This window comes from Streptomyces sp. NRRL WC-3549, assembly GCF_000721935.1.
Lineage (GTDB): Bacteria > Actinomycetota > Actinomycetes > Streptomycetales > Streptomycetaceae > Streptomyces.
Genome location: NZ_KL585425.1, coordinates 68,190 through 70,508 on the forward strand (window position 1 = coordinate 68,190; position 2,319 = coordinate 70,508).

A 2,319-nucleotide genomic window follows, 5' to 3' on the forward strand; every position below is an offset into this window, starting at 1 on the left:
TCGGCTTCTTCTTGGCCGCCGCGCGCAGCGTGAGCCACGCCTTCTCGACCTTCGCGGGCGTGTCACCGATGTGGTAGACGGCGTCGTTCTTCGCGACCCAGGCCTTCCAGTCCCCCCAGCGGGTCTGGAATGCGACGTCCTGGTTGAGGTTGGCCTGGTACCAGATGTTGTCCTTCGCCGGGTCGACCACGCTGTCGACGACCATGCGGCGCACGTGGGACGGGAAGAGCGTGCCGTAGACCGCGCCGAGGTAGGTGCCGTAGGAGACGCCGAGGAAGTTGAGCTTCTTCTCCCCGAGCGCGGCACGGATGACGTCGAGGTCGCGTGCGGTGTTCGGCGTCGTCATGTGCGGCAGCATGTCGCCGCTGCGTTCGGCGCAGCCCGCAGCGTACGCGGCGGCGAGCTTGCGCTGTGCGCGCTTGTCGGCCTCGCTGTCGGGGACCGGGTCGGCCTTGGGCGCCTTCACGGCCTCCTGCGGGTCGACGCAGGAGATCGGCGCGGAGTGGCCCACGCCGCGCGGGTCGAAGCCGACGAAGTCGTACGCCTTGGCCGTCTTGGTCCAGAGCGGGTTCTTGGTGGCGACACGCTTCGGGAAGGCCAGGCCGGAGCCGCCGGGGCCACCGGGGTTGTAGACGAGCGCACCCTGGCGCTCCTTCTTGGTGCCGGTGCTGACGTGCCGGTCGACGGCGAGCTTGATCTTCCTGCCGTCGGGCTTGGCGTAGTCGAGCGGTACGGTCACCCAGCCGCACTGGACGGGTGCGGCGATGGCCCAGTCGGCCGGACAGTCCGCCCAGTCGATCCCGGACTTCGCGGCCCGGTCCGCCGCGATCTGGACCCCGCGTGCCTCCGGGTCGCCGTGGTGGCGGCCGTGCGCGCTGGCCGTGGGTGCGGCTATCGCCCCCGCTATGAGCGTGCCCGCGATCAGGGTGCCGGCCGAGCCGAGCACTGCTGTGCGTCGCAAGATGAAACCTCCCCCTGTGTGAGGTGCCGCCCTGGGCGGCGCCGTTGTTCGTGCGTCAGCGGATCCTTTCGTCTGTGGGGTTCCTGAGAACAGGGCGTACGTGTGTTTCTTTACCGAACCAATAACCGGTACGTCCGGTCCGCTGAGCGAACCGGCGCTCCGCACAAGGGTGGTTGCCTCGGCGTCGGCCGCGCTCGGGGGCCTCGTCCGGCTGCTCCGACGGCGGCCGGTGCCGGGTGGGGCACGTCAGGGCGGGGGTTCTCCCGGAGCGTCAGCCGGCCCCGTGCGGATCGATGGACATCAGGCCGCGCAGCCCGCTCTCCAGCGCCTCCGGTTCGACCCCGCCGAAGAGCGCTTCCTGGGCGATGAACCCCTGCGCGGTGGCGATCATCGTGCGGGCCACGTCGTCCGCGACGACGTCACCGCGCAGCAGCCCGGCGCCCCGATAGGCCTCCACCAACTCCGCCCAGCCGGACCGCATGCCCGCGTACCCGTCGCCGAGCGTCTTCGCCAGGCGCTCGTTCCGCATCGTCTCCGCCCACACCTGGACGATCAGCGCGGCACAGGTGCGCCGCTGAAGCCCGTACACCTGGCCCGTGAACACCCCGCGCACGACGCGGCCGAGCAGCACGTCGGGGGTGGGCGGGGGGCTGACCGCGGCCGCCTCGGTGAAGGCCTGCCGGATGTACTCGAAGGCCTCGTCGGCGATGGCCGCGATCAGCTCGTCCTTGCCGGCGAAGTAGCGGTACACGGCCCCGGCCGACAGCCCGACCTCCTTCAGGACGTCCTGCATCGACGTGCCGTGGAAGCCGTTGCGGGCGAAGCACCTCGCCGCCCCGGTGAGGATCTGCCGACGGCGGGCGTCGAGGTGCTGCTGAGATACGCGTGCCATACCGAGAGCGTAAAACGAACATTCCTTCTTGACAATGCCGATCCGCGAGGCGGACAGTGGCCCACGGCTAAAACGAACGATCCTTCTCTTTGAATCGAGGCACCGTCATGCCTGCTGCACCGAACCGCCGCGCGGTGGCGGCCATCCTGCTCGTCCCCCTGGTGGCCGCACTCGCCCTCTGGGCCTTCGCCTGGCCGGCGGCCAGGATCGCGCCCCGGGACCTCCCGGTGGGCGTCGCGGGGGTCGCACCGGCGGCCGACCAGTTGCAGAAGCGGTTCGAGGAGCGTGGCGATGCCTTCGAGGTCCACCGCTACGAGGACGCGGCCGCCGCCCGCGCCGCGATCGAGGACCGGACCGTCTACGGCGCCTTCGTCGTCACGGAGAAGGGCCCGGAGCTGCTCACCGCGTCGGCGGCGAGCCCGGTCGTGTCCCAGTTGCTGACCGCGGCGGCCACCGAGGCCGCGCC

2 protein-coding genes and 1 pseudogene are annotated in these 2,319 nt (G+C 71.0%); 1 reads left to right on the plus strand and 2 read right to left on the minus strand.

All coding sequences use genetic code 11. The annotated features are described in order from the left end of the window. On the minus strand, window positions 1–961 hold a 961-nt coding region (locus tag IH13_RS38650; RefSeq protein ID WP_158791359.1), incomplete at its 3' end, for an alpha/beta fold hydrolase. Window positions 962–1,232: 271 nt separating this feature from the next. Continuing rightward, window positions 1,233–1,853, minus strand: coding sequence for a TetR/AcrR family transcriptional regulator (locus tag IH13_RS0128080; protein WP_031088769.1), 621 nt, complete (start codon window positions 1,851–1,853; stop codon window positions 1,233–1,235). Between the two features lie 107 nt (window positions 1,854–1,960). On the opposite strand from IH13_RS0128080, the pseudogene IH13_RS40160 reads away from it, so the two are divergent. Further along, window positions 1,961–2,319: pseudogene (locus IH13_RS40160) on the plus strand (ABC transporter permease); the annotation flags it as partial.